This window comes from Streptomyces sp. 150FB, from assembly GCF_000818195.1.
GTDB lineage: Bacteria > Actinomycetota > Actinomycetes > Streptomycetales > Streptomycetaceae > Streptomyces.
The window spans coordinates 5,055,781-5,060,042 of sequence record NZ_JTHL01000001.1 but is presented as its reverse complement, the minus strand read 5'-3'; the positions used below and the strand labels follow the sequence as shown (position 1 = coordinate 5,060,042).

General features: G+C 69.3%; 5 protein-coding genes. All 5 read right to left on the bottom strand.

Annotated elements, in window-relative coordinates; translation table 11 throughout:
* Positions 1-374: 374 nt before the first annotated feature.
* The gene (locus QR77_RS48930) at positions 375-680 is read right to left on the bottom strand and encodes a DUF3099 domain-containing protein (protein WP_040023709.1); all 306 of its coding nucleotides are present in this window, start codon (positions 678-680) and stop codon (positions 375-377) included.
* Positions 681-896: 216 nt separating this feature from the next.
* Complete coding sequence (locus QR77_RS21605) at positions 897-1,184, bottom strand: DUF1416 domain-containing protein (protein WP_040023707.1); 288 nt, start codon at positions 1,182-1,184, stop codon at positions 897-899.
* A gap of 50 nt (positions 1,185-1,234) precedes the next feature.
* Positions 1,235-2,074: a sulfurtransferase gene (locus tag QR77_RS21600; protein ID WP_040023706.1), complete on the bottom strand. Its 840-nt coding sequence runs from the start codon at positions 2,072-2,074 to the stop codon at positions 1,235-1,237.
* Between the two features lie 431 nt (positions 2,075-2,505).
* A complete protein-coding gene (locus QR77_RS21595) occupies positions 2,506-3,258 on the bottom strand; it encodes a DUF2993 domain-containing protein (RefSeq protein ID WP_173476328.1) in 753 nt (250 codons plus the stop codon).
* A 141-nt stretch (positions 3,259-3,399) separates the two neighbouring features.
* A partial coding sequence (locus tag QR77_RS21590) for a hypothetical protein (protein WP_063798061.1) occupies positions 3,400-4,262 on the bottom strand: 863 nt, incomplete at its 5' end.

Genomic DNA, 4,262 nt, shown 5'->3' with positions numbered 1-4,262 from the left:
CGCGGCGTCGGCGGGGGCCCCGGGGGCGGCGTGAGCGGTCGGGGCCGCGTACGCAGCCCCCGTACCGCCGAGCAGGATCAGACCGGTGGCGAGGGACGCGACGGCAATGCGGTGGACCTGCATGAGGGAGTTCCTGTCACGAGGAGGGTGTGTTCCGCGCGCCGAGCACAGCGGCCGGCGGCGGGTCCCGCCCGGCGGAAGCCGGGGCGGCGCACACCCGTAGAAGACCACCGGGGTCCGTGCGTGTCGCCCGGAAGACAGCCATTCGGCGGCGGACTCACCGGCCCGAATCGACAGGAAAACAACAAGAAGTTAGGGGAGTCCGGGGAGTCAGGGGAAACCAGAACTGAGGAACCAGCGCTACTGAACGAGAACTACTGACGGCGACGGCGGTGCTTGTCGTCCCGCTCGTCCGACCGGTCGCCCGACCAGTCCTCGGACCAGTCGTCGGGCTTACGGTCCGGCGGGGCTTCGTCGTCCTTCGGCTCGTCCCACCAGCGGTCGTCCCTGCTCCTGCTGTTACCGACCATCGCGGCGATCGGCGGGATGGCCAGAGCGACCACACAGAGGCCGACGGCGGCCGGGATCGACCAGATACGCACGAAAGCCCAGGCGGAGACGAAGAGAAACAGACACCCGCCCATGAGTATGAAATAGACGCGACGGCGCCGTGTGTACATGCCTCCACCGTACGTCCGAACATCACGAAACGGACACCCCGCGGCGACAGCACGCGGCGACACCCGCAGTGACCGCACGCGGACGGCACGAAGGGCCGCACCCCGTCCAGTGAGAGCGTCCAACCCCCTGGGGTGCGGCCCTTCGGCCGGTCACATGTGTGAGCCTAATGCGCCGGTCACGGTACCGGAGAGATACCGGACAGATACCGGAGGTACTCAGACAGCGATCGCGACCTCGGAGAGGCCGCCGGTCTGCGCGACGACCGTACGGTCGGCCGTGCCACCGGGGACGAGGGCGCGCACGGTCCACGTGCCCTCGGCTGCGTAGAAGCGGAACTGGCCGGTGGCCGAGGTGGGCACCTCCGCCGTGAACTCACCGGTCGAGTCGAGCAGGCGTACGTAACCGGTGACGGGCTCGCCGTCGCGGGTCACGGAACCCTGGATCGTGGTCTCACCGGGCTTGATCGTCGAGGCGTCGGGGCCGCCGGCCTTTGCTCCACACATACTGTTCAGTCCTCCGGATCGGGCGATTGTGACAGACGACGGACCGCTGACTACTTGGCGGCGCCCAGCTCGATCGGGACACCGACGAGCGAGCCGTACTCGGTCCAGGAACCGTCGTAGTTCTTGACGTTCGGGACACCGAGCAGCTCGTGCAGCACGAACCAGGTGAGCGCGGAACGCTCACCGATGCGGCAGTAGGCGACGGTGTCCTTCGACAGGTCGACCTGCTCCTCCGCGTACAGCTCCTTCAGCTCGTCGTCCGACTTGAAGGTGCCGTCGTCGTTGGCGTTCTTGGACCACGGGATGTTGCGCGCGGACGGGATGTGACCCGGACGCTGCGACTGCTCCTGCGGGAGGTGCGCCGGGGCGAGCAGCTTGCCGCTGAACTCGTCGGGCGAGCGCACGTCGACCAGGTTCTGCGTGCCGATCGCGGCGACGGCGTCGTCACGGAAGGCGCGGATCGAGGTGTCCTGGGCCTTGGCCTTGTACGAGGTGGCCGGGCGCGAGGGGACGGCCTCGACCAGGTCGCGGGAGTCCAGTTCCCACTTCTTGCGGCCACCGTCGAGGAGCTTGACGGAGTCGTGGCCGTACAGCTTGAAGTACCAGTACGCGTAGGACGCGAACCAGTTGTTGTTGCCGCCGTAGAGGATGACGGTGTCGTCGTTGCCGATGCCCTTGGCCGAGAGGAGCTTGTCGAAGCCCTCCTGGTCGATGAAGTCGCGACGGACCGGGTCCTGGAGGTCGGACTTCCAGTCGATCTTCACAGCGTTCTTGATGTGGTTCTTGTCGTACGCCGAGGTGTCTTCGTCGACCTCGACGATGACGACCTTCGGGTCGTCGATGTGGGCCTCGACCCAGTCAGCGTCTACGAGAACGTCGCTGCGGCTCATGCTGTTTCTCCTCCGGGGCAGTGTGCGGCGAGATGGTGCGTGGGGGCGGCTTCCGGGCCCGAGGCACGAAAGCCCGCGTACGGCGCGGGGTGGCCCTGACAGTGGTCCGAGGGCCCGGGGGACGCGGGACGATACGTGGCTGAAAATGCCGGAGAGCCCGCTCAGAAAGTGCGACAGAGCATGGCGGAGACGCGGCACAGGTCTACTGCCCGCCGCTTCGTGAGATCCGCCTGACGCTTCATGGAGTCGATCGTAAGGACGTCCCGGTCCCCATGTCACCGGTGTGTCGCATGGTGAGACGGGATCGCCCAGAATATGAGATAAACGCCCCGGACTGAAAAGTCCGGGGCGTTCGGCCGCTCGGGATGCTCGGGATGTTCGGGGCCCGTCGGCCCCGGAGGCCGGTCGGCCTGACAGCCGGACAGCCGGCTTCAGCTTGTGAGCGAGACGTCCGTACCCGTGCCGGTGAACTGAAGGCCGTCCTGCGTCGCCGCGACCTTGTCGAGCTTGATGGTCGTCGGCAGTCCGTCGATCTTCAGCTTGTACGCGTTGATCAGACCCTTCACCTGGTCGTCCAGGCCCGGCACCGGCAGCTCGTCGACGTCGACCGCGTTGAACTTGGCCGTGTTGCCGTCCGCCAGCGACACCGTGCAGTAGACGGTGATTTTCTTGCCCGACAGCAGGGACTTCACGGGGTCCGGAACCGGTATGTCGGCGCCTTCGAGTACGTCGGTCACCGGGCCCGAGACCTTGACCTGCCCCTTTGCGGCCCGGTCGGGGCCCGCGTAGCCGACGGTCGCGCCCTTGGGCGCCGACTTGCCCAGCTCCGCGTACGAGACGCGCGCCGAGCCGTTCGCCTCGGCCGCCGTGGCGGACGAGAAGCTGCTGTCGATCGCGACGTCCTTCAGCACGGCCCGGACATCGGTCACCACCACCGACTGGCCGCCGGCCGTGGCGTTGACACTGCCGAGGCTGATGTCGACCTCGTCCAGCGAGCCGCCCACGATCTGCGTGAGGAACGGGAATCCCTTGATGGACACATCGGGCTTGGCATCGAGCCCCTGGCTCTGCTGGAGCTTGTCCGCGACCTGCCCCTGGGCGAACGACACCGCCAGCCGGTCGGCGGCCACGAAGAGCCCGCCCAGAACTACTACGAGAATCAGCAGTATTCGCAGTGCACGCATTGCTCGGTGTCCCCCACCCTGGTCGTACCAGCCCCCTGACGACCGTGAGCCTAACCCGGGCGGGTGACGGCCCCGCGATCAGGCCGACCCCGCCCGCTCCCGCGCCCGCTGCCGCGTACTGACCTGAGGCAGGCGCCTGCCTCAGGTCAGTACGCGGCCCAGCAGATAGACGGCGGGGGCCGCGGCCGTGAGCGGCAGTGCCACGCCCGCTGTCATGTGCACGAATCGCGACGGATAGTCGTAACTCGCCGCGCGCAGCCCCACCAGCGCGCACACTCCGGCGCCCAGGCCCAGCAGCGCGCCGCCGGAGCCCAGGTCGGTGAAGCCGCCCGCGACGAACCCCGCTCCGGCCGCGACGAGCAGCGCCACGACTACGGAGGCGATCGCCGGCAGCGGCAGCGCGCGGGCGACCGTGGCGGCGGCGACCGCCACCCCGCCCACGATCACCGCGTCAGGGAGGGCACCGAGATGGCCGGTGGCGAGGATCGCGAGGGCGGCGGAGGCGACGGTGGCCATCAGGCCCTGCATCCGCTCGTCGGCGTCCGCGCGGCTGCGCAGTTGGAGGACCACCACGAGCAGCACCCAGACACCGAGCGTGCCGATGATCGCGGCAGGCGCGTTGTCCTTCCCCGCGATGAGCAGCGCGGCGTCGGAGACGAGCCCACCCAGGAAAGCGAGCGCGATGCCCTGTCTGGCCGGCCACATGCCGTTCAACCGGAACCAGCCGGCCGCCGTGACCGCCTGGAGCACTACGAGCGGCACGATCAGCGCGTACGGGCCCACCGCGGCGCCACCGGCCAGCAGCAGGCCGAGCAGAGCGGTGAGCCCGGCGGGCTGCATGCCGGGCGGGATGATCGGCGAGCGGCCCTCGGCCCGGGCGCGCTGGGCGTCGGTGATGCGGGCGTTGCCCATGGTGGTGGGGGCGCTGTAACCGGCGGAGCCGGGGCCGGTGAGCGGGGCGCCGGCCGCCGGGGTGCCCGGGGTGCCCGGTGCTCCCGGGACGG

What these genes read in the sequence shown, in the direction of transcription:
- QR77_RS21595 (WP_173476328.1), bottom strand. Translation starts at nt 3,258, where the DNA reads ATGCGTGCACTGCGAATACTGCTGATTCTCGTAGTAGTTCTGGGCGGG.
- QR77_RS48930 (WP_040023709.1), bottom strand. Translation starts at nt 680, where the DNA reads ATGTACACACGGCGCCGTCGCGTCTATTTCATACTCATGGGCGGGTGT.
- QR77_RS21605 (WP_040023707.1), bottom strand. Translation starts at nt 1,184, where the DNA reads ATGTGTGGAGCAAAGGCCGGCGGCCCCGACGCCTCGACGATCAAGCCC.
- QR77_RS21600 (WP_040023706.1), bottom strand. Translation starts at nt 2,074, where the DNA reads ATGAGCCGCAGCGACGTTCTCGTAGACGCTGACTGGGTCGAGGCCCAC.